The 21590-nt window shown below is 56.2% G+C and carries 15 protein-coding genes and 2 pseudogenes; 14 read left to right on the forward strand and 3 right to left on the reverse strand.

From position 1 onward, the window contains the following. From sucB to HMPREF3135_RS05605, 6 genes are all read left to right on the forward strand, one after another. On the forward strand, window positions 1-1900 hold a 1900-nt coding region (gene sucB, locus HMPREF3135_RS05580), incomplete at its 5' end, for a 2-oxoglutarate dehydrogenase, E2 component, dihydrolipoamide succinyltransferase (RefSeq protein WP_246818313.1). Between the two features lie 569 nt (window positions 1901-2469). Continuing rightward, window positions 2470-4095 carry an inorganic phosphate transporter gene (locus HMPREF3135_RS05585; RefSeq protein WP_016423042.1) on the forward strand — a complete coding sequence of 542 codons (1626 nt, stop codon included), beginning with the start codon at window positions 2470-2472 and terminating at the stop codon, window positions 4093-4095. Between the two features lie 152 nt (window positions 4096-4247). Beyond that, window positions 4248-5051, forward strand: coding sequence for a lipoyl(octanoyl) transferase LipB (lipB, locus tag HMPREF3135_RS05590; protein WP_048732570.1), 804 nt, complete (start codon window positions 4248-4250; stop codon window positions 5049-5051). A gap of 9 nt (window positions 5052-5060) precedes the next feature. After that, a complete protein-coding gene (gene lipA, locus HMPREF3135_RS05595) occupies window positions 5061-6119 on the forward strand; it encodes a lipoyl synthase (RefSeq protein WP_069359203.1) in 1059 nt (352 codons plus the stop codon). A gap of 93 nt (window positions 6120-6212) precedes the next feature. After that, the gene (locus tag HMPREF3135_RS05600; protein ID WP_069359204.1) at window positions 6213-6992 is read left to right on the forward strand and encodes a DUF4191 domain-containing protein; all 780 of its coding nucleotides are present in this window, start codon (window positions 6213-6215) and stop codon (window positions 6990-6992) included. 268 nt (window positions 6993-7260) lie between these two features. Next, window positions 7261-8880, forward strand: a complete 1620-nt coding sequence (locus tag HMPREF3135_RS05605) for an aspartate:alanine exchanger family transporter (RefSeq protein ID WP_172954657.1) — start codon at window positions 7261-7263, stop codon at window positions 8878-8880. Window positions 8881-8882: 2 nt separating this feature from the next. Here HMPREF3135_RS05605 and HMPREF3135_RS05610 read toward each other — a convergent pair whose 3' ends face one another. Beyond that, window positions 8883-9401 carry an RDD family protein gene (locus HMPREF3135_RS05610; protein WP_016423046.1) on the reverse strand — a complete coding sequence of 173 codons (519 nt, stop codon included), beginning with the start codon at window positions 9399-9401 and terminating at the stop codon, window positions 8883-8885. Between the two features lie 404 nt (window positions 9402-9805). On the opposite strand from HMPREF3135_RS05610, the pseudogene glnA reads away from it, so the two are divergent. The 6 genes and pseudogenes from glnA (at window position 9806) to HMPREF3135_RS05640 (ending at window position 16540) form a co-directional block, all read left to right on the forward strand. Next, window positions 9806-11241, forward strand: a pseudogene (gene glnA, locus HMPREF3135_RS05615) (type I glutamate--ammonia ligase). 1221 nt (window positions 11242-12462) lie between these two features. After that, the gene (locus HMPREF3135_RS05620) at window positions 12463-13692 is read left to right on the forward strand and encodes a hypothetical protein (RefSeq protein WP_141739576.1); all 1230 of its coding nucleotides are present in this window, start codon (window positions 12463-12465) and stop codon (window positions 13690-13692) included. A gap of 276 nt (window positions 13693-13968) precedes the next feature. Next, window positions 13969-14766 carry a TIGR02391 family protein gene (locus HMPREF3135_RS05625; RefSeq protein WP_070438598.1) on the forward strand — a complete coding sequence of 266 codons (798 nt, stop codon included), beginning with the start codon at window positions 13969-13971 and terminating at the stop codon, window positions 14764-14766. Between the two features lie 267 nt (window positions 14767-15033). Continuing rightward, window positions 15034-15228 (forward strand): PspC domain-containing protein, encoded by a 195-nt coding sequence (locus HMPREF3135_RS05630; protein WP_048732581.1) that lies wholly within the window; start codon window positions 15034-15036, stop codon window positions 15226-15228. Window positions 15229-15280: 52 nt separating this feature from the next. After that, window positions 15281-15571: a PspC domain-containing protein gene (locus tag HMPREF3135_RS05635; protein WP_070438601.1), complete on the forward strand. Its 291-nt coding sequence runs from the start codon at window positions 15281-15283 to the stop codon at window positions 15569-15571. 309 nt (window positions 15572-15880) lie between these two features. Further along, entirely contained in the window at window positions 15881-16540 is a 660-nt protein-coding gene (locus HMPREF3135_RS05640) for a hypothetical protein (protein WP_070438604.1), read from the forward strand. An 83-nt stretch (window positions 16541-16623) separates the two neighbouring features. Here HMPREF3135_RS05640 and HMPREF3135_RS05645 read toward each other — a convergent pair whose 3' ends face one another. Both HMPREF3135_RS05645 and HMPREF3135_RS05650 read right to left on the reverse strand, forming a co-directional pair. Continuing rightward, complete coding sequence (locus HMPREF3135_RS05645) at window positions 16624-17241, reverse strand: DNA-3-methyladenine glycosylase I (protein ID WP_070438607.1); 618 nt, start codon at window positions 17239-17241, stop codon at window positions 16624-16626. A gap of 52 nt (window positions 17242-17293) precedes the next feature. Beyond that, window positions 17294-18211 carry a 2-dehydropantoate 2-reductase gene (locus tag HMPREF3135_RS05650; protein ID WP_048732590.1) on the reverse strand — a complete coding sequence of 306 codons (918 nt, stop codon included), beginning with the start codon at window positions 18209-18211 and terminating at the stop codon, window positions 17294-17296. Window positions 18212-18472: 261 nt separating this feature from the next. Between HMPREF3135_RS05650 and HMPREF3135_RS05655 the strand changes: the two genes are divergently transcribed. Both HMPREF3135_RS05655 and HMPREF3135_RS11565 read left to right on the forward strand, forming a co-directional pair. Next, complete coding sequence (locus tag HMPREF3135_RS05655) at window positions 18473-20593, forward strand: glucose PTS transporter subunit IIA (protein WP_070438610.1); 2121 nt, start codon at window positions 18473-18475, stop codon at window positions 20591-20593. A gap of 65 nt (window positions 20594-20658) precedes the next feature. Further along, window positions 20659-21474, forward strand: a pseudogene (locus HMPREF3135_RS11565) (PRD domain-containing protein); the annotation flags it as partial. Window positions 21475-21590 lie beyond the last annotated feature (116 nt).

A 21590-nucleotide genomic window follows, 5' to 3' on the forward strand; every position in this document is an offset into this window, starting at 1 on the left:
TTCCACCGACAAGGTCGACACCGAAATTCCATCTCCGGTCGCCGGTGTTCTCACCGAGATTCTCTTTGAAGAAGACGACACCGTCGATGTTGGCGAGGTCATCGCAAAGGTCGGCGAGCCGGGCGAAGAGCCGGAAGGCACTGACGATTCCGCTGAGGAGACCGAGGAAGAGGCTCCGAAGGAAGACGCTGAAGAGCCAAAGAAGGAAGCACCGAAGGCTGCCTCCGGTTCCGCTACTGATGTTGAGATGCCGGAGCTCGGCGAGTCCGTCACCGAAGGCACGATTACCACTTGGCTGAAGAAGGTCGGCGACACCGTCGAGGTCGACGAACCGTTGCTCGAGGTTTCCACCGACAAGGTCGACACCGAAATTCCTTCCCCGGTCGCAGGCACCCTGCTCGAGGTCCTCTACGACGAAGACGACACCGTTGACGTCGGCGAAGTCATCGCTCGCGTTGGCGATGCAGACGCTGCTCCGGCCGCCAAGGAAGAGGCCGAGGAGGCATCTGCCGCAGTCGAGAAGGACGAGGAGCCAGTAAAGGCTAACGAGGAGACTGAGGAAGACTCCACTGACGTTGACGCTGGCGACGCTACTGACGTTGAGATGCCGGAGCTCGGCGAATCCGTCACCGAAGGCACCATCACCACCTGGCTGAAGAAGGTCGGCGACACCGTCGAGGTCGACGAACCGTTGCTCGAGGTTTCCACCGACAAGGTCGACACCGAAATTCCTTCCCCGGTCGCAGGCACCCTGCTCGAGGTCCTCTACGACGAAGACGACACCGTTGACGTCGGCGAGGTCATCGCTCGCGTTGGCAGTGGCCAGCCAAAGAAGGCTGCACCGAAGAAGGAAGCTCCAAAGGCTGAATCCAAGCCGGAGCCAAAGAAGGAAGAGCCGAAGGCAGAGTCCAAGCCGGAGCCGAAGAAGGAGACTCCGAAGGCTGAGGCTCCGAAGGCTGAATCCAAGCCTTCCGCTAACAAGGACGTTCCTTACGTCACCCCGCTGGTCCGCAAGCTGGCTGACAAGCACGGCGTTGACCTGACTAAGGTCGAGGGCTCTGGAATCGGCGGCCGCATTCGTAAGCAGGATGTTCTGCGCGCTGCCGAGGGCGGCCAGGAGACTACTGCTGAGTCCGGCTCCAACTGGTCCACCAAGGGCGTTCGCCCTGAGCTCGCTGAGCTGCGCGGCACCACCCAGCGTGTCAACCGCATCCGCGAGATTACCGCTGCCAAGACCCTCGAGTCTCTGCAGACTTCCGCACAGCTGACCCAGGTCCACGAGGCCGATATGACTGCCATCTGGGATCTGCGCGCTACTAAGAAGGCTGAGTTCGAGAAGAAGCACGGCGCGAAGCTGACCTTCCTGCCATTCTTTGCAAAGGCAATCGTTGAGGCTCTGGTCAGCCACCCGAACGTCAACGCTTCCTGGAACGAAGAGACCAAGGAGATTACCTACCACGAGCAGGTCAACCTGGGTATCGCTGTCGATACCGAGCGGGGTTTGCTCTCCCCGGTCATCCACAACGCTCAGGATATGTCCCTGCCGGAGCTGGCTGCTGCTATTGCGGACATCGCAGACCGCGCTCGCAACAACAAGCTGACCCCGAACGACCTGTCCGGCGGCACCTTCACCATTACCAACATCGGCTCCGAGGGCGCTCTGACCGACACTCCGATTCTGGTTCCGCCGCAGGCCGCAATGGTCGGCACCGGCGCGATTAAGAAGCGCGCAGTAGTCGTCACCGAGAATGAGGCAGATGCCATTGGTATTCGCGCCATGGTCTTCCTGCCAATTACCTACGATCACCGCCTGATCGACGGCGCTGATGCAGGTCGCTTTATGACGACCGTTGTTGACCGCCTCGAGGTTGCTAACTTCGAATCGGATCTGCAGCTCTAAGCAGCTTGCTCCCTTCCTGGGGTAGTAGCGCCGCGGGAATCTAGCTGGCTTGCTAGCAGGAGGTTCTGCCTCTTCCCTGCCCGCGTTAGTCGCACTTTGCGGCTGACGCGGGTATTTCTTTTGCCGCATTCGTCCCGCAGTTGAACCTAATCAGCGATTCCTTCAAATGCGCAGGCCCCCTATTCTTGGCTAGTGCTCAGATTTCACGTAGCCACACATAGCTAGCAAAGGCTCCATCAGCACAAAGAATTAACGTGCTGTTATTGCGCCGTTAAGCCATTAGCAGACAGCGGGAGGGTCGAACCGAAAGCAAAGCTGCAAGTAGCAAATGTGCATACTTTTTGTCCTGCCGAAATGCGAGAACACCACACACCCCCGCACACAGTTCCGGCTATCGCTTTCAGCTACACCGACGAGAGCTGAAGATAGCGATAATTAAATTCATTATTTGTTAACCTAGCCGTCACCTAGTTAGCAATTAGCCTTTACCAATCTAAGAAATCATTAGACAGCAGGCTTCTTTGGCGTGCCTATTTTTGCTCTCTGTACGTAACTTAGAAAGGTGGAGCATGTCCTCGGCTCCAGCGAATACTAGTTCGTCGACCGGGACCACATCATCTGAGCAATCGAGCTCCTCAGATAAGTGGTGGCACCTCTTCTTCGGCGGGCTTCTCGCAATCAACATCGTAATTTTTGTCTTCTGGGCTTATGACTTTGTGGGCCCGCAGGCAAATACGGCAATCCTTCTGATTACCATCGCGTTCGCCGTCTTCATGGCGTTCAACATCGGCGGTAACGACGTTGCTAACTCCTTCGGTACTTCAGTCGGTGCCGGCACCCTGAGCATGAAGCAGGCGCTTGTTGTCGCTTCAGTCTTTGAGGTTTCGGGCGCCGTCCTCGCTGGTGGCGAGGTTACTGACACCGTCCGTTCCGGCATTGTGGACCTGAACGCAATCCACGGTTTGGACCCGATGGAGTTCGCCTTCATCATGATGTCCGCGCTTCTCGGCGCGGCAGTGTGGCTCCTCGTTGCCACCCGCATGGGTTGGCCAGTCTCCACTACCCACTCCATCGTCGGCGGTATCGTCGGTGCCGCACTGACGGTCGGTTTCATCACCGGCAAGGGTGGCTGGAGCATGGTCCAGTGGGATCAGATTGGTCAGATCGCCGTTTCCTGGGTCCTCTCTCCGCTCCTCGGCGGTTTGGTCGCGTTCCTCCTGTTCGGCGGCATTAAGAACTCGATTCTCGTCTACAACGACAAGGCTTCCAAGCAGCTGCAGGCCATCCACCAGGAAAAGGCGGACCTCAAGGCGCAGCACCGCGACGACTTCGAAAAGCTCCCTGAGCACGATCAGATCTCGTACACCAACGCGATGCTTCGCGACGCTACGACGATGCGTGACAACGACTGGACTCCGGATGACCTGGAGTCTGAGTACTTCCGCAAGCTCGTCCACATCGAATCCAAGGTTGATGATGTCCGCGCTCACCGTGCGCTGGAAGCTTGGGTTCCGGGTCTAGCAGCCCTGGGCTCTATTGTCATCTCCGCGATGATGCTGTTCAAGGGTCTGAAGAACCTTCACCTAGGGCTTTCCAGCCTGGACAACTTCCTGATTATGGGCATGATCGCCACCGCAGTGTGGCTTGCCGTTTACATCTTCGCGCGTACTTTGAAGCGTCAGGATTTGGATCGTTCCACCTTCCTGCTGTTCAGCTGGATGCAGGTCTTCACCGCTGCTGCGTTCGCTTTCTCCCACGGCTCGAACGACATCGCTAACGCGCTTGGCCCGTTCGTGGCAATTCTGGATGTTCTCCGTACCAACGAGATCTCTTCCGAGTCCGGCGTCCCGCTGGCAGTCATGACCACCATGGGTGTCGCTCTCATCTCCGGTCTGTGGTTTATCGGCCGCTTCGTTATCAAGACCGTCGGATCCGGCCTGACTGAGATTCACCCAGCATCGGGTTTTGCCGCAGAGCTTTCCGCTGCTGTGGTCGTTATGATTGCTTCCCTGCTGGGTCTGCCGGTTTCCTCCACCCACATTCTGATTGGTGCCGTTCTCGGTGTCGGTATCGTTAACCGTGCCGCTAACTGGAACCTGATGAAGCCGATTGGTTTGGCCTGGGTTATTACCCTTCCGGCCGCTGCAGGTATCTCGGCAATCACCGTTTCCATCCTCCGCGTCGTCTTCGGCTAAGCCCACAAAAGCACGCCACTTTTACCCCGGCGGTCACTTTCTAGTGACCACCGGGGTATTTTTACGTCTGGCGCTATCCAAGTAAGTTTGGCGCTATCCAAGTAACAAGTAATCTGAGGCCTACAGAATTTCGGCGTATCCTATAGGCCACCATGACTGCCCCAAGAAAACCTTTTACTCGCGCAGATAAATCCATTCGGGAATCAAGCTCCGACATCGAGATTCAACATCTCGGCCTTGTCGACTACGAAGAGACCTGGCACCTACAGGCAGACCTTGCTGCCAAGCGTGCGAAAGACCTAATTCCAGATCAGGTTCTCGTGCTTGAGCACCCGAGTCTTTACACAGCAGGAAAGCGCACCCAGCCGGAGGACCGTCCTACCAATGGGTTGCCGGTCGTCGATGTCGACCGCGGTGGCCGCATCACCTGGCACGGCCCGGGCCAGCTTGTGATGTATCCCATCATCAAGCTCGCTCAGCCGGTCGATGTGGTGGACTACGTCCGCAGACTGGAAGAAGCCCTCATTCAAACCGTTCGCCGAGCCGGCATCGCGGCTGCTGGCCGCATCGATGGCCGCTCGGGGGTATGGGTTCCCGCATCAAACGGACTGAGCGACCGAAAGATTGCGGCACTGGGAATCCGCGTGACCCATGGTGTAACCATGCACGGACTCAGTCTGAACTGCGACAACTCTATGGAGTTCTACAACTACATCATCCCGTGTGGCATCTCCGACGCTGGAGTGACCACCCTATCCCGGGAGCTTGACCGAGATGTTAGCGTGTCAGAGATGACAGAGTCGCTTCTGGCAGATTTGCAAGATGCTTTGGAAGGCCGTTTGACCGTTGCCGACCATTCCTTCGGCTCCGCGCCCGACCCCACGAAGGACCTGCCACACCGGGTGAAGCACAACTCCACCACCGGCATATTCGAGTACTCATCAACAAAAGAGTAGGATGAAACTGTGACTGTTAAGCCAGAAGGACGTAAGTTACTGCGCGTCGAGGCACGAAATGCCGAGACCCCTATCGAGAACAAGCCCCGGTGGATTCGCAACCAGGTTCGTCCGGGCCCCAGCTACAAGGACATGAAAAACCGTGTCTCGGGTGCCTCTTTGCACACGGTCTGTCAGGAGGCTGGCTGCCCGAACATTCACGAATGTTGGGAAGACCGCGAGGCCACCTTCCTCATCGGCGGCGATAAGTGCACCCGCCGCTGCGACTTCTGCCAGATTAACTCAGCCAAGCCCGACCCATTGGATAAGGATGAGCCGCGTCGTGTTGCGGAATCCGTCCGCGAGATGGGTCTTCGTTACGCCACTATCACCGGTGTCGCCCGCGACGATCTGCCCGACGGTGCATCCTGGCTCTACGCTGAGACCTGCCGTCAGATCCACGAACTCAACCCGAATACCGGAGTCGAGCTCCTTGTCGATGACTTCCGTGGCGACGAATCTGCAGCACAGCAGGTATTCGACGCCAAGCCCGAGGTTTTCGCCCACAACGTGGAAACGGTGCCGCGTATCTTCAAGCGCATCCGTCCCGCATTCCGCTACGAGCGTTCCTTGGAACTCATCACTCGCGCTCGCGAAGCTGGGCTAGTTACCAAGTCCAACCTCATCCTGGGCATGGGCGAATCCTACGACGAGATCATCTCCGCTATGCAAGATTTGCACGATGCCGGCTGCGATATTCTGACAATCACTCAGTACCTCCGCCCCACTCCACTGCACCATCCAATTGAACGTTGGGTTAAGCCGGAGGAGTTCGTCAAACTCTCCAAGACCGCTGAAGAGATGGGCTTTGCCGGCGTCATGTCCGGCCCGCTGGTCCGCTCTTCCTACCGCGCTGGACGGCTCTACGCCCGCGCACTGGCGCACCGCGGTCAGGAGCTGCCTGCGCATCTGTCCGCGCTTGCCGACGAAAACGACAACAACCTCGCACTTCAGGAAGCCTCGACTCTGCTTGACCGCTATGGCGCATCGGAGGATACGCCAGTCACTTCGGCTATTCCGGCTTCCTAGAGGCTGACGGCCGCAGCGCCGTCGTAAAGCGAAACGGCGCTACGGCGCGGTCTATTGCCTAAAACTACATCGCATGCCCTAAAGTTGGTGATTATGGCGACCAATGATGCGAAAGAAATGAAGAAGGCGAACCGCGCCGCCAAGCGCGCTCAGCGTAAGCAGACTCGTAGCCAGATGTGGCAGGCGTTTAAGCTGCAGCGCTCGCGGGACAACAAGCTCGTGCCTTACATGGCGCTGGGCTTCTTCGGTCCAATTATCCTGCTGTTACTGCTTGGTCTGCTCATTGGTGGAGTCTGGCCCTGGATTCTGACGATTATTGGTATCTCGATCGGCTTTATGGTCGCGATGTACATCTTCTCTAAGCGTCTTGAGGCGTCCTTCTACACAGAGGCGGAAGGCCAGGCCGGCGCTGCAGCGTGGACGCTGGACAATATGCGTCAGGGCGTTGGCTATGTCTGGCACGTCAAGACCGGTGTTGTCGCTAATCAGCACATGGATGCTGTTCACCGTGTTATTGGTAACGCCGGTGTTGTGCTGGTCGGTGAAGGTGATCCGAACCGCGTCAAGCAGATGATTGCTCGTGAGAAGAAGTCGCTGGCACGCATTGCGGGCGAAGCGCCGATTTACGACATGATTGCTGGTAGCGACGAGGGCCAGGTCCCGCCGAAGAAGCTGCAGCGCGAACTCATGCGTTTGCCGCGCAACCTGAATAAGGATCAGGCCAACGCTCTGAATGAGCGCATCCAGTCGATGGACCGTATTCGCGATGCGCGCGCGAACATGCCCAAGGGGCCAATGCCGAAGGGCGCTAACCCACAGGCCGGCATGAACCGTCGTGCGCGCCGTGCCGCCAATCGCGGCAAGAAGCACTAGAGGTTTTAGCTAGGTTTCACCAGGGTCGGTTGCTCGGGCAACCCGCCGAGGGGCAATCTAGGTTGAAGCAGAAAAAAGGGGCTTTCGGGCCCCCTTTTTTTTGTGCTTTAAAGCTTTAAAACGATGCCTAAAGCCATGTCTTCACACACAGTTATTGATGTCTTGTTGAAGTGATTGCTCTCACTTATCACGCTGTCAGCAAAGGTCGTATCCTTGCTGGAAACAATGCTTAATGAAGATTACTGCTAGTTGTGCCACCATGGGATATGTGCAACTCTTGGCTGAAAATGAACTCTTAGCGCTTCTAGTGATTTTGTTTCTTGGCCTGGCAATTGGCCAGATCAAGATCTTCGGCTTCAAGCTTGGCGTGGCTGCCGTCCTCTTCGTCGGCCTTATCCTCGCGACTATTGAGCCGGAAATTCAAATCTCCCCGTTGATTTACATCGTGGGCCTGGCATTATTCGTCTACACCATCGGGTTGGAGGCGGGCCCCGAGTTCTTCAGCTCGTTACGCTCGCGCGGTATCAAGCACAACCTGTTCGGCATTGGTGTGCTCGCAGTTGTCACTATCGAGTCTTTCTTGCTGATCAAGTTTTTGCCTATCGACCCGGTGGAGGGCGCAGGCGCCTTCACAGGCGCCCTGACCAACACCCCGGCTATGGCCGCAATCGTCGATGCTCTTCCTAGCCTCATTTCGGATAAGGGCGAGCTGGCCGCTGCCCACGATATGCCGGTGATTGGTTACTCCCTGGCCTACCCAATCGGCGTGCTGGCAGTGATTGCCTCTATCGGTATTATGTCGAAGGTCTTCCGCGTCGATCACGACCAGGAAGCTATTGACGCAGGTGTCGCCGCGCTTCCGCTACATACTCGGGACATCAAGATTCTCAAGGACGACCTGCCTTCCATCACTGACCTTCCGTCGAAGTTCGGTTTGGACATCACGGTTTCGCGCATTGAGTACAAGGGCCACCTCTACATTCCGTCTCCGGGTGACACTGTCTCCGTCGGCGATATTATTTCCGTCGTCGGTACAGAGGAAGAAATTGCTCGTGCCGCCGAGTACATTGGCGAGCTTATGCCGGGTGATCCGACACACGACGGTCGCCTGGACTTCCGTCGCATCTTCGTCTCTGCATCTGACGTGGTCGGTGTACCCATTGCGGAACTTCAGACTCGCATGGACGGCATAATCATTACGCGTATTCGCCGCGGCGACCACGACATCGTCGCAGAGCCAAACATGCGCCTAGAGCTTGGTGATCGCGTCCGCGTGGTTGCACCGCCAGAGAAAATCAAGGACGCAACAAAGTTCTTCGGCGACTCCTACAAGAAGCTTTCCGACGTCAACCTCTTGCCCCTCACCCTTGGGCTTACGCTGGGTGTCTTGGTGGGTCTCATCAAGATTCCGCTTCCGGGCGGCAGCTCGCTCGCCCTGGGGTCCGCTGGTGGTCCACTGGTTGTGGCGCTGATTCTGGGTGCTGTCGGTCGCACTGGCCCGTTGGTTTGGCCTATCCCCTACTCGGCCAACCTGGCGTTCCGCACCATGGGTCTAGCACTGTTCCTGGCTGGTATCGGCACCACTGCTGGTAAGGGATTCCAGGCTGCGTTGTCTGACCCGGCATCACTGACAGTTCTGGGTCTTGCCGCCATCATCGCGTTTAGCTCCGCACTGTTGACCCTCATTGTCGGTCACCGTGTGCTGAAGATTCCATTCGGCCAAACTGCGGGTATCCTCTCGGGCTTGCAGACTCACCCGGCAGTGCTCTCATACGTCAACGACCAGGCCAAGAACGAGTTGCCGGCAATGGGATACACAACGGTGTATCCAATGGCCATGATCATGAAGATTATTCTCGCCCAGGTCCTGGTCGTGTTGGTGCTATAGCGCTAACCCAAAATGACGGCCGTGCCAGTGGCACGGTCGTGCATGCCGCGCATATCCGAGTCGGTGATTGCTGGCGGCAGCAAGAAAAGAGTAAGCAAGCTGCGGAAGAAGGCACGAACAAAGCCAACTCGCTCGCCGGGCTTGTCCACGCGAGCGACACCCATCTTCATCATCCACTGGCCCGGAGTGCGGGCGAACAGCCAAACCGACACCGTGCCAATAATGAGGAAGACAACTGGCGAATAGGTCGCAAGGAATGACTGCCAGGCGATAAACGAATCCCCGAACTGGTCAATCTGCGCCTCGCTCGGGCCGAAGAACATCGAAAAAGCGCCGGCAATCATCAAGGAAATAATCCAGTCAATGAGAATGCCGCCGACGCGACGCATCAACGTCGCTTGCGATCCTGGGCCATCGGGGGCAAGACCCAATGCCTGGCCGGGATAGTCCGAGAGCTTGTCCGGATTATCGAACTCTCCCGGAATCTGAGGGCCATCTAGCCAACTGTGCTTTTCTTCCATGGGTTCATAGTCTAATGCAGCAATCCGGCTATCAAATCACGGGCTGGGACAGCCATTCAGCGCGTGCGGGGGTAATCCGGGGGCGATGTTGCGTCGCCTTTTCCATTTTCTTATCAGCATGGGAGCTAAAGGCTCGTCGTAAAGCGTGTGTGGCATGAATGCGCAGGGTATTGCCTCGTTTCCATAAACAGATAACCCGCTCCCTATTTGCGTAACCCATTCCGTATTGGCGAATTTCTCACGCGCCATGCCAGAAATTCGTGGTTCTAATTCCAGAATGAATGCGTGGTTCGTTAAGCTTGAAGGCGTCAACCGGCCAGTCCTTGACAGCGCGGCAGGTGCACGAAACATCGTGCAAGAATTCCCTACTGCGTACTAAACAAGGCCAACTAAGGAGACCGCACATGTCCTTCAAAACTCCCGAGGAAGTAGTCGCGTATATCAAGGAAGAGGGCGTCGAGTTCGTAGACGTCCGCTTCACGGATGTTCCCGGCATCGAGCAACACTTCACCATCCCGGCATCCGCATTTGACGAGGACGCGATGGCCGAAGGCCTGGCATTCGACGGTTCCTCGATTCGTGGATTCACTTCCATCGACGAGTCCGACATGGCACTGCTACCCGACCTGAGCACTGCGCGCATTGACCCGTTCCGCAAGGCAAAGACCCTGAACGTCAAGTTCTTCGTCCACGATCCGTTTACCCTCGAGCCGTTCTCCCGCGACCCGCGTAACGTCGCGAAGAAGGCGGAGGAATACCTCATCTCTACCGGCATCGCCGACACCTGCTTCTTCGGCGCTGAGGCGGAGTTTTACATCTTCGACAACGTCAAGTTCGAGACCGACACCAACCGCGGCTTCTACGAAGTTGATTCCATCGAAGGCTGGTGGAACCGCGGCAAGGACCAGAACCCGGACGGCTCTGCAAACCTGGGTTACAAGACCCGTCTGAAGGGCGGCTACTTCCCTACCGCTCCGTACGACCACTACCAGGACCTGCGCGACAAGATGTGCCTGAAGCTCGCTGACGCCGGCTTCGACCTGGAGCGCGCCCACCACGAGGTCGGCACTGGTGGCCAGCAGGAGATCAACTACAAGTTCAACACGATGTTGCACGCTGCAGACGACCTGCAAACCTTCAAGTACATCATCAAGAACACCGCCTGGGAAGAGGGCAAGTCCGTCACCTTTATGCCGAAGCCGCTGGCTGGCGACAACGGCTCGGGCATGCACGCTCACCAGTCGCTGTGGAAGGACGGCAAGCCGCTGTTCCACGATGAGGCCGGTTACGCAGGTCTGTCGGACATCGCTCGCTGGTACATCGGCGGTATCCTTCACCACGCAGGTGCGGTACTGGCCTTCACCAACCCGACCCTGAACTCCTACCACCGCCTGGTCAAGGGCTTCGAGGCTCCGATCAACCTGGTCTACTCGCAGCGCAATCGCTCTGCCGCTGTTCGCATTCCGATCACCGGCTCCAACCCGAAGGCAAAGCGCATCGAGTTCCGCGCCCCGGCCCGTCGGGCAACCCGTACCTTGGCTTCGCTGCCATGATGATGGCCGGACTGGACGGCGTGAAGAACCGCATCGAGCCGCACGCTCCGGTCGACAAGGATCTCTACGAGCTCCCGCCGGAGGAAGCTGCCGACATCCCGCAGGCTCCGACCTCTCTCGAGGCCGCACTCGAGGCCCTGCGCAATGACCACGAGTTCCTGCTCGAGGGCGATGTCTTCACCGAGGACCTCATCCAGACCTACATCGACTACAAGTACGAAAACGAGATCGAACCGGTTCGCCTGCGCCCGACTCCGCAGGAATACGAAATGTACTACGACTGCTAAAGTTTTCGCTTCACGACGGCCACAGCAAGCACCCCCCCATTGCTCCTCATGGCCGCCCAACGAGCTTGTTAGATGCCGCCTGACCACAGTTAATGTGGTCAGGCGGTTTTTCATTGCGGTCATGCTGGCTGCGGGCGCCTGGGCCCGCATACGCGCGCGTATGTGAGCACGAATTTGTGCGCGGTTCCGGGCCACTCCCCTGAACAGGGTCATACACCACCACAAAAGGGCCGCGACCCCTGCACGAGTAGAGTTGCACACTCTCCGCCCCAGTCTTATCGATGCAATATTCACTTGTCGATGCGCTATAGCGTGGCCATAAGTGAACAGCGCATCGACAAGTGACAGGGTGGGGAGGATACCGTGCGCATAAGTGCCGGACAGCCGTCGATAAGTGACGAAAAATCGTCGATAAGTGAAGGAAAATCATCGATAAGTGCCAGGAAATTGGCCATACGTGCGAGGGTGTCGCTAGGGACAACACGAGGGACGGATGCGAGGGACACCGCAAGGGGGGCGGACACCAAGAGCGGATGGGGCATGCTGCGAAGGTAGGATGCCAGGCAATCACGCCCGTTGAACCAGAAATGTGTCGCAACTTAATGACATGTGACAAAGTTCATAAACATTGATGCGTGGGAGGATAATTCACTCATCTGTAATCGTTCTCAAAAAGTATCAATTGTGCATGTCGAAGTAGTTATTACGGGCAACTTATTGACGGAAATTGGGCTCTGCCGCTGTGACCGTCGTAAAGCGGGAATGTCGTGCTGAAAACTGCGTAAATGCCCCTACGCTGTGGTTTTTCCGTATGGTGGTACGAAATGCCCCCTCGGAAATGGCAACTCGAGAGCCCACGCCGAGGCATTTTGATTGATTCTGGAGAGCATGCATCTGGAATTTCTTAGCTTCGCTCCAGAAGGCTGTCAATTGGATTAAGAACGAGTTCCCACAGCTTGAAGAGGTCCGTATCGTCGAGACCGAAGAAGAGGCCATCCGCGACTTCTCACATCCGTGCCAGTGAAGCACTCATATGCTCTCTTGGCAGGGGCTTTCTCGTCCCCGGAGGATAATCAAAGTCGCCCACTCTATACACGCTCGGGCCACGCCATTTTCTGTAATCAAGCGCGCTGTGTGTTCCAGATCCCCGCGCACTTATGCGCCTTATACTCGGGTGAAAGTGCTACAGAATCGGAAGAGAAATTGGCTAAATTTAAGTCCTTGTCGAAGACGACCATTCCAGACTTAACCATCATCGCAGGTGTCGGCTCCCTCGGTGGGAGTCCGTCTGAAGTAAGTGACGATCTCAGGTTGATTCGATCAGGCCTCCTGTACGCAGACCACATTTCAGTTCTTTCGCTGGGAACTACCCTTTTGCATCAATTCTTGAGGCTCAATGACTTGGACGACACCATGCTCATTGCATTTTTCTTCAACCAAATGTTTGAGGCTGGTGCTCTGTCTGCCGAACAAATGGAACAGTTTGAACGTGTGTTTGACGTGTTGGAGCAAATCGAAAGCCAAAAAGAAAGTGTGAATAGAAAAACTTGGAGGAAGGGGCCCCAATTCGCTGAACAGCGCAAAGTGTGGAATCAACTTCATCCAATTCTTCGTGAAATGACCGAAGGCGTTCGTAGAAACTTCAACGACATGTGGAAGTCCGCGGGTGGCGAAGAAATCGACGCTGCCGAAAAAGCGGGCATCCTGACATTTGATGACGAATGGACGAACGAGCTTTATCAACTGTTCGAGTCTGACAACCTAAAAACCAAAGCGGAATTTCTTGCAAAATCCCTCAACACATCGGGTTCAGCGATCCTTATGGACCCCATGATGCACGATTTATACAAAGCAATGCACAACGAGGGGCATCTAAACATTCCCAAGTTCAGGAAGGACAACATCAGAACCACCAAGCTGGGAACTCAAATGACTATCTCTCTGCCAAACCTGTCGGAGGCACCAGTGCCCGTCATTCTCGACGTGCGAAATCAAATTGAACCTCGCCTTCATCAGTACCGACAAAGCGTGAAGAGTCTGAATACAAAGCTCCACGAAGAGATTTTCAGCGAAAACCTTGATGAAGAAATCGAACAACTGTGGTTCGACGATGTTTTACCGCATGTGCAGGAGCTGGAAATGGCGGTTTACGACAGTAGACTAGGTGCCGTCAAAGATGGAGTCATCGCAGCTTCCAAGGGGGCTGCGGGACTCGCTGCAAATGGTGCGTTGATGTTCACAGTCGCAAACATTGAACAATTGACAAGTTCACCACTCATGCAGGGCGCTAGTCTCCTTGGCAGTGCAGTAGCAGGACTCCCTCTTACCAAGAAGGGGATGGATTCTGGGATAAAGAGCTTCCAGGAACGACAAAACCGGAAGAAGGAAGCCAAAAAAGACGGCCTCTTCTATTTAGCCAATATTAACCGGGTTGGTGCCAATTTAAACTAGGTTGATTCTTGTCCTTCAAGTTAGCCATCGCAAGGGGCTTCGATTCAGTTTGGCGATGAGCGATCTAACGTGGCACAGGCCGCGGAAGACGGCCTTGAGTTCCGTAGCGGGTCGCAGATTAGGCTACGACTGGCTTGGGGCGATGCCCCACCGCGGGGGAGCAAACTTGATGCTACGGGGTAGGTTCCTGGAGGGGCTGCGCAGGTAGAGGTCAGAGAGTTTACTGCCCCCTGCGCCCACCCTCGCCAACCCCCACGCCTCCTAAACTTGTCTCCCATGACCACTAACTCTTTCCCTCCCGCGACACTCACCGCACTAGCCAAGGCCATTGGACACACTGAGCACGGACTCACGGGTAGTGAAATCGGACATCTACTCCAACAGCTCAACATGTTCGACCCCGGTGAAATCACGAAGTGGAAACGCCTGGAAGCCTCTTTTACCCACTCCCAAAACACCCGAAGAAACGCTGACCGCATAGTCACGTTTCTCACTCATGCTTTCGACCCCGCCCGCTACGTGAGTGACCCGGAACTGTTCGACACGCGACGCAGACTCGTTCGCCCCGTACTCGTGCTCCACGGCCTCAAAGTAGGCGCCTCTGGCAAGGTTGTGCGGACCAAGGGCGCGTCGTCGCTGTCGGACGTACAGCGGCTAACTAATACCGTGCGCGAAGAACTCACCCGTCGCGGCACCCACGAAAAAGTCCTCGCCCACTGCGAGGAGGAGATTCTTCGCCACGGATTTCTACACGCGATCCTGGAAGCGTCAAAGTCCGTCTTCCAGCGACTACGGGACATGGTGGGACTCGACTGTGACGGTGCCGAACTGGCCGAGAAGGCATTGTCCGTCAAGAGCGGGGTGCTCGCCATCAATGGCCTCAGCAACCCCACCGAGCGCAACGAGCAGACAGGGCTATGCACCCTCGTCACCGCGATAGGTGGCCTGTACCGCAACCCTGCCGCCCACCAACCGAGGCTCAACCGAACCGTCACCGAAACGGAATTGTACGAGGCGCTTTCGCTGCTGTCGTATGTTCACCGACGACTCGACGACGCTGTTCCACGGGACTGACGGGAGGCTTGGATGGTGGTGGCGTGGGAATTGGCGACAAGGTTTCTTGGGAAATGCTGACCTGCGGATTTACGTTCGTTCAGGTCAGGGAGTTGTTCAGATGTGCCCGCGCCCAGTAAAACTCGCTTGACGACGCCCACACCACTACCCCACCTAACCGTATTGCGGTAGCGGTGTTTTTAGCTGGGACACGCTGTTTTTGGTCGGCACATTTAGTAGAGCTAGCACCAATGCGAACTAAACGGATTGGGGCTACCCTTGATTGTTATGAACAACAAGTCACTGACCCGTTCCACCAATAACAAAATGGTTGCCGGTGTGCTCGGTGGGTTCGCTGAGTATTTCAACTGGGATGCGACTTTGCTGCGCGTTATATTTGTCGCGTCTTTCCTGATGCCTGGTCCGCAGTTTCTTCTCTATCTCGCAGCATGGATCATCATGCCGAAGGAAACTTACGTATAAGCGCGATCTACCGAAATATACTTAAATAGCCATACCTTGGAGTATTTATCTAATGAGCGACGCCGCTCCCGAAAAATCCACCAAGAAGATTTACCGCTCGCGTAATGACCGCCTCCTCGGTGGCGTCCTCGCAGGAATCGCGGAAAGCCAAGGCTGGGATATCACTTTCACACGAATGGTCTACATCATCCTTCCCTGCGTTGGATCGATGCTTGGCTGGAAGATTGGCGCTGGGTTCCTAGCTCTTTACCTCTTGGCCTGGTTCGTCCTGCCAGATGGCGAGTACACGCTTGACGACGATGCCCGCGGCTCCAACCACGCAGAGAAAGAAAATAAGCAATAAACGTCAAGCTTAATAAGATTGATACCTTTCCGTTACTCGCAACGCCCTCACCAGCACTATTCCAATTTCGCAATCACGCAAATTCGGTAACAAATAGAGCATAGAGTGCACGGATTCGCGCCATTTGACTTGCACAGGCTCCAGAATTACCTAGTGTTCTTTCTGTACGGCTTTGAAGCCACACCATCTTCGAATGTCCGATATTCAAAAGAATTGTCAATTTCTCTTTGAATTTAATTCGGACAAATAGTGGAAGATGTCAATAATTGAATAGGTAACTTAGTTAGCTCTCAAGAAAGTGGTTTTGAAATGCAGAACAAGAAGATGACCCGTATCGCTACCGCAATCGTTGGCTCCGCCGCTCTTCTCGGCGGCCTGGCTGCATGTTCTTCCGATGACGCACAGGATGCTGCTAACAACGCCAAGGATCAGGCGGGCCAGGTAGCAACCGACGCCACTGATAAGGCTGGCGACGCTATGGACGGAGCTAAGGACAAGGCCGGCGAGACTGCTGATGGCGCTAAGGACAAGGCTGGCGAGGCTGCTGATGGCGCTAAGGACAAGGCTAACGAGGCTATGAACGGTCTGGGGCTGGGCGACGCTGCTGGCGAGGATGTGGCAGAGGCTGACCTGCCTGAGTCCATCACCGAGGCAGCTTCTTCCTTCACCTCCCCGTACGATTCTGAGGCTGGCGAGTTCAAGTCCGCTAAGAAGGTCGGCGACGCGGTTGCCGCTGAATACGAGAACGTCACCTTCGTTGAGTCCCCAGAGACTAATGGTGCACAGCCGCTGATCGGTAAGATTCGCGAGACCTGGGTTGCCAACGGTGCACTGGAAAACGAGATTGGTCTGCCGACCGCACCGGAGTCGGAGATTGAAAACGGCTGGGAGCAGCCGTTCACTAAGGACACCATGAAGTGGACCTCTGAGGACGGCCAGAACTACTCCGACTCCTACGAGAACAAGTAGTTCTACACGAACCGAAAGATTTTGAGCGTGCCGGGTGGCACGCTCTTTTTCTTTCCCCCTAGCTAGTTAAATCCCCCTTTCCCCTAGTCAAAAACGCCAGAGGCACCGCGCCGATGTGCGCCAACAATGTTGATATCGACAATCCCCACGGCAGCCATTGATGCAAGGACCGTGGTGGGGCCTACGAACTTAAAACCAGCTTTCTTCAATGCCTTGGCAAGCGCCTTGGACTCCTCGGAGTAGCTGGGCACCTCTTCGATTGAACGTGGCTCGGGAGACTTCTCCGGTTTAAACGACCACATCAACTCGGCTAAGCCTCCGTTTTCACGCAGAGCAATCGTCGCCGCGGCGTTATTGATTACCGCGGTAATCTTCCTGTGATTCCGAATGATTCGTTCATCATTCATCAATCTTTCGACATCTTCGTCATCGAAATCAGCAACCGCATCGGGGTCGAAGTTCGCGAAGGCTTCCTGAAACGCGGGCCGCTTCTTCAGCACTGTCTCCCACGACAACCCCGCCTGAAATACCTCCAGGCTGAGCCGTTCGAATAGTCCTTGCTCATCGCGCACCGGCATCCCCCACTCGGTGTCGTAGTACTCTCTCAGCAGCTCACTGTGAGCAGCCCATGCCGGTCGAGCCAATCCATCCTCACCGATGATGAGCCCATTGTTTTCCGTGTAGTCCGATCCAATTTTCATCAGTCTTTCCAATCCCCCAATTCCGGTTTGACTTAGCTGAGCACCGCAGCTCTTAATTCTTATGCTTGTGTTGACGCCCAACCAGAGCGCCATACACCAGATCCAGCGTCGGCGTTTCCACTTTCGCCTTCTGCCCCATCCGGCGGATTGCGCCAATCTGGGCATCGAGCTCATTGGTAAGTCCCGCGGTGTAGTCGCGCTGCATCGACGAGGTGTTGTCGTACCCTTGATCATCAGTAAAGGCCAAGGTCCGCGACACGATGTCCTCTGGCAGCGCAACGCCGCAGGCTCGACCGACTGCCTCGGTTTCTTCAAACATCCGCGTCAAGCTGTCGCGCATTTCCGAACGCAAGTAACCAATCGGACTATCAGCCAGGGCACCTAGGGCACCGAGGTTAGCCACGAACATCGCTTTTGCCCAGATATCGACCCAGATATCCGGGAGCTGTTCGCCACCGAGCCCAGCCATGTGCAATGCCTCGATAACTGCCCCGACCAGGTCATTAGTGGAGTCATCGAATGTGCCGATGTTCAGGCTCATCGGTCCTGGTCGGAAGGTGACTTCTGCCGGGCCAGTGTGGATAAAGAAACCGCGGATAACACCCGGGAACACCTTGTCCTCACCGAACCGCCCCGCTGCCAAATAAGGGATTTCCACCGAGTTATGGGTGGTCACCACTGCTGCACCAGCCGGAACTTGCGGGAAAGGATCGTTGCCCGGCAGCGCCTTGGTTGCCGCAATCACAACATCGACGTCGACGCCATCGGCAGTGAGTTCACCCCAATTGTCGGCTGCTTTGACGGGGATAATGCTGCGTTCCCCGTGCTCGTCGATAAGCGTGAGCCCCACCTCACGAAGACGTGTCAGAGTCTCGCCGCGGGCGAGAAAGACGACATCATAACCCGCTTGCACGAGGCGACCGCCAAACCAGCCGCCGACAGCTCCTACACCTAAAACTCCAATCCTCATAGCTGCCACCTTACGGCTTCCGCACTGAGCGCGAAATAGGTTGCATGCGGTTGTCCACAGGCAATCCAGGCTATCCCCAAATGTGAAATTTGAGCTTGATTTACTACCTTGTCAAAACTATGTAAAGCGGAGTAGGGTCGAAGTTAATAGATATCAACCCAGGGTTGTTACTCTTTTGAGGCAAGACCTGAGGCCCACAGTTTGTGGTGCCTCGGGTCTTTTTGCGTTTAACGGCCCTGCTTACTGTGAAGGAAGGTCACGATGGGGTCGTCAAAAGATTCCAGCGCGAGGGCAATAGTTGAAAACCTCGGTGGACCCGGAAACATCACAAGCATGACGCACTGTGCGACGCGTCTGCGTTTTGAACTCGGTGATGTCTCCAAGATCAACGAGGACAAGATTGACAAGGTGCCGGGCGTACTCGGTGTCGTTCACCAGGGCGATAACCGCTACCAGGTCATCTGTGGCGGTGGCGTCGAATCGATGTACACGGCAATTAAGCATCTACCGGAAATGAAGGGTGCCGGCGCAGTCGCCACTAAGTCCGACGCAGACGTTAAGGCAGAAGCTCGCTCGAAGGCACGCGGCAAGTACTCCTGGCTGGACAATTTCTTCGAGTACCTCTCGGATTCCTTCCGCCCAATCCTGGGCGTGCTGTTGGGCGCATCGCTGATTATCGCGATTGCGGCTGTACTCGACGGCCTGAACATCGTCGACTTCCGCGCTGAGGATAAGTCCGCCACCTGGATTTTCGTCGATGCCATGTGGCGCAGCGTCTTCTACTTCCTGCCAATCATGGTCGCCTACAACGCAGCGAAGAAGCTGCGGGTAGATCCATGGCTGGGCGCAGCCATCATGGCTGCCCTAATGACGCCGGAGTTTATGAGTCTGCAGGATACCGATCGCTTCTCGGACACCATCAAGACAGTCAACGAGGAACTCGGTACCGAAACTTTCACCGCCAACATCTTCGGCCTGCCAATGCAGCTCAATGACTACGGCGGACAGGTCTTTGTACCGCTGATCATGGTCGCCATTCTGGCAGTGGTCTACCACGGGTTGAAGAAAATCTTCCCGGAGAATGTCCAGATGGTCTTCGTACCGTTTATCTCCATGCTGATCATGATTCCGCTGACGGCTTTCCTCATTGGCCCGCTGGGTATCTGGCTGGGTAACGGAATTGGCTCCGGCCTTGCATGGATGAACTCGAACGCACCGTTTGTGTTCGCAATTCTCATCCCGATGCTCTACCCGTTCCTGGTACCTCTGGGTCTGCACTGGCCGCTGAATGCCTTGATGCTGGTCAATATCCAGACTCTCGGCTACGACTTCATCCAAGGCCCGATGGGTGCCTGGAACTTCGCCTGCTTCGGTGCAACTGCCGGTGTGCTGGTTCTTTCCATGCGCGACCGCGACACACAGATGCGCCAGACGGCAACCGGTGCACTCGCCGCAGGTCTCTTCGGTGGTATCTCCGAGCCGTCCCTCTACGGTATTCACCTGCGCTTCAAGCGGATTTACCCGCGCATGCTGCTCGGCTGTTTCGCCGGCGGTCTGACTATCGCCATCCTGTCGGCTCCGTTCGGTGGTGTGACAACCAACGCCTTCGTCTTCACCTCCCTCATCACCACTGTCGTGTTCAAACCGATGTGGGTCTACCTGATTTCCGTCGCCGTGGCATTCTTCGTCGCCATGTTCGCCATCATTCTCACCGACTACCGCACGCCGGAAGAGAAGGCTGAGGCCGAGGCCGCACGCGCCGCAGAGCTTGACGACGAACCCAGCGACGCCACCCCACACGCTGCCACCAGTGGCTCCGATTCGGCTCCAGCTGAGGCTTCCGGTGACGCTGGTACCAACGCCGAGGCTGCCGCACCGGCTGCTGCGGCAGCTGGCGCCGGTGGTGTCGCAACTGCCGTTGATACCAAGCCTGTACAGGTGCAGGCCCCGGTTGCCGGTGAGGTTGTCAGCCTTGCTGAGGCCGGCGACGCGGTCTTTGCCTCCGGTGCTCTCGGTGACGGTGTCGGTATCAAGCCGACCAGTTCTACCGTGGTCGCACCCGTATCGGGCACGTTGATGACTGTGGCAAAGACCGGTCACGCCTTCGGTATTAAGACCGATGACGGTGTAGAGGTACTCGTCCACGTCGGTATCGACACGGTCAAGATGGCCGGTGAAGGCTTCGATGTCCAGGTTTCCAAGAAGCAGCACGTCGAGGCCGGCGATGTTCTTGCCGAAGTCGATTTCGACAAGGTCAAGGAAGCTGGCTACCCAACCACGACACTGATGACCATCACCAATACCAAGAAGCTGACCAAGGTTTCCCCGGTCACCGGCATCTCCGTCCAAGCCGGCGACATGGTCATCGAAGTTCAGCCATAATTGATTTCTAGAAGGCATACCGGCCTGAAATCCCTCAACTTATGGAGGAGTTCACGGTTACCGACATGGAAATCCTGAGAGTATTCAATAACAACGTGGTCCTGGCCAAGGACGCGACCGGCGAGAAAATCATCACCGGCCGCGGCATTGGCTTCAAGGCCCGCCCGGGGCAGCCGGTTGATTCGAGCAAAGTTGTTCGCATCTTTGTCCCAGCGGAAGGCCGTGATCCGGACCATATTGCCACGATGCTCACAGAAATTCCGCTGGCTCACATGACTCTTGTGACCGATGCGGTAACCGCAGCCGGCCTGCCGGAATCGATGACGAAGAACGCTTCCCTCCTTGTGGCGTTAGCCGATCACATTGGTTTCGCCATCATGAGGGCAGCTAACGGGCAGCGAGCAGATTACCCGCTGCTCGCGGAAGTCAGCCAACTTTATAGTGAAGAATACGCGCAGGCGCAGGCGATTTTGTCGCATATCAATCGCGCTCTCAATGACCGTCGTATAGCGCCATTACCCCGCTCAGAAGCGGTGGCGATTACGTTACACCTAGTCAATGCTGGTTTTTCTACGGGTGATTTGAGCTTCACCTACACCATGACGGGCGTCCTGCAGCAGCTGCTCACAATCATTGAAAGTGATTTTGGCATCACGCTGGAGCCAGAGACTGTCAATGTGGGGCGCTTCATCACACACCTGCGCTACCTGTTCGTCCGGATTGCCAAGCATGAGCAGTTGAAAGATCACTCCTCCGCTATTGGCCAGGCCATCCGTGACTCCGCCCCAGAGGCGTTTCGCTGCGCACAGCGTATCTCCGCAGTCATTGAACTGCGTCTGGGGTCGGGGTTGACGGAAGACGAAGTTTCCTACCTCACCCTGCACATTGCACGCATTGTGCAGGCAGCGGCTGTATCTCCCACCGCCTCCAGGGTTTCCCGGAGCGTGCGCGACGTTGATGCTAAGCAAGCACCAGCGGTGGGGTGTACAGGCACTGT

The organism is Corynebacterium sp. HMSC14H10 (assembly GCF_001807105.1).
Classification (GTDB): Bacteria; Actinomycetota; Actinomycetes; order Mycobacteriales; family Mycobacteriaceae; genus Corynebacterium; species Corynebacterium jeikeium_D.

Coding starts and splice junctions, on each gene's coding strand:
- HMPREF3135_RS05585 (WP_016423042.1), top strand. CDS start 2,470: ATGTCCTCGGCTCCAGCGAATACTAGTTCGTCGACCGGGACCACATCA.
- lipB (WP_048732570.1), top strand. CDS start 4,248: ATGACTGCCCCAAGAAAACCTTTTACTCGCGCAGATAAATCCATTCGG.
- HMPREF3135_RS05600 (WP_069359204.1), top strand. CDS start 6,213: ATGGCGACCAATGATGCGAAAGAAATGAAGAAGGCGAACCGCGCCGCC.
- HMPREF3135_RS05610 (WP_016423046.1), bottom strand. CDS start 9,401: ATGGAAGAAAAGCACAGTTGGCTAGATGGCCCTCAGATTCCGGGAGAG.
- HMPREF3135_RS05625 (WP_070438598.1), top strand. CDS start 13,969: ATGACCACTAACTCTTTCCCTCCCGCGACACTCACCGCACTAGCCAAG.
- HMPREF3135_RS05630 (WP_048732581.1), top strand. CDS start 15,034: ATGAACAACAAGTCACTGACCCGTTCCACCAATAACAAAATGGTTGCC.
- HMPREF3135_RS05635 (WP_070438601.1), top strand. CDS start 15,281: ATGAGCGACGCCGCTCCCGAAAAATCCACCAAGAAGATTTACCGCTCG.
- HMPREF3135_RS05640 (WP_070438604.1), top strand. CDS start 15,881: ATGCAGAACAAGAAGATGACCCGTATCGCTACCGCAATCGTTGGCTCC.
- HMPREF3135_RS05645 (WP_070438607.1), bottom strand. CDS start 17,241: ATGAAAATTGGATCGGACTACACGGAAAACAATGGGCTCATCATCGGT.
- HMPREF3135_RS05650 (WP_048732590.1), bottom strand. CDS start 18,211: ATGAGGATTGGAGTTTTAGGTGTAGGAGCTGTCGGCGGCTGGTTTGGC.
- HMPREF3135_RS05655 (WP_070438610.1), top strand. CDS start 18,473: ATGGGGTCGTCAAAAGATTCCAGCGCGAGGGCAATAGTTGAAAACCTC.